Annotated in this window: 1 protein-coding gene; it reads right to left on the reverse strand. The window is 70.1% G+C overall.

Annotation, left to right across the window (positions count from 1 at the left end; translation table 11 throughout):
* Window positions 1-1,230 (reverse strand): hypothetical protein (locus TSB10P1A_RS23400; protein ID WP_186390382.1); only part of this gene is annotated, 1,230 nt, incomplete at both ends.

Raw genomic sequence — 1,230 nt, forward strand, 5'->3', positions numbered from 1 at the left:
GATGTAGACGGCGGCGCCGATCCCGGTCCCGCCGTCTTCCCACAGCACCGATCGCGCGGCTGGCGCCACCGGCAGGCGGACATCGCACTCGAACGCGATGTTCTTGGTCTTGTCGAACGTTCCGTCCGGAACCGTCGCCTCCGCCGCGACGGTGACCGGCCCGACAGCCGGCGTCATATAGTCGGCCGCCACATAGCCGCCGAGATCACGCACCAGGCCCGAGGCCAGCACCGAGAGCTGGCCGACAGCGCGATTGCGCGCCCGAACCGCGATCAGCGCCACATCGCGGCGCGAGACGGGCGGACGATGCCGTACGGAGACGGCCCGGCGCAGCGTGATCGTGTCGAGCAGCCCCTCGCGGGTCAGCGGCAGGGTGCCGCCCTCATGCGAGCCGAAGAAATCCCAGACCTGGCCGCTGTGCTGGTAGCTGCTGGACGTGAACAACGCGTTGCGGAATGTGGCGCCGCGCACCACCTCGATCTCGTAAACCCCGTCCGGCCAGGCACCGCGATCCAGATAGACCGTCACCTGGTCCGCCTGCAGGTTGAGATTGCGCACATTGGTGGTGCCCTCGGTGCCGAGCCGGTAGACATCGCCGCCGGCGCCGGCGGAGAAATAGGCGTCGGCTGTCCACCCGCCGCCGCCGGGCGCCAGGGTCTGGGCCGGCACCCACTTGCGCGCCTCGACAAACCCCCGCTGTGCGGGTGGCGGGATCGGACTGCCCACAGCCGCCTCGCCAAACAGGATCTTGATCTGTATCCGCCGCGCGGCCTGGGTGCTGTCCATGTAGTGCAGCTCGGGCAGCCGGCGCCACGCATTGTCCCCGCGCCGTCGCATGCGGATGCGCAGCGGCACCCGCAGCTTGTCCGTCAGCGCGTCCTGGCGCAGCAGGCCGGCGATCAGGAAATGCACCCAGACCTCGTCCGGTCGGTCGATCGACGCCATCCCGTGATACACCGGCACCCGGCCGGCAAACACCACCTGATTTTCCGGGTCGACCGAATGGACCGACATCTGCACGCCGAGATCGTCCGTGCGCCCGATCCGCCGCACCAGGCTCGGCGCCGGCTCGCCGGGCCGCCCCTCGCGGATCTCTATCTCCAGCCCGCTGTCCCCTTCGCCGGCCAGCCCGTCCCAGGTCGTCTCGCCAAGGCGGATGTCCCGCAGCTTGTGCGGGCCGGCCAGCACATGCACCGCTTCGGCGAGCTCGTCCTGGCCGACCAGCTCGAT

This window comes from Stappia sp. TSB10P1A (assembly GCF_900185725.1).
Lineage (GTDB): Bacteria > Pseudomonadota > Alphaproteobacteria > Rhizobiales > Stappiaceae > Stappia.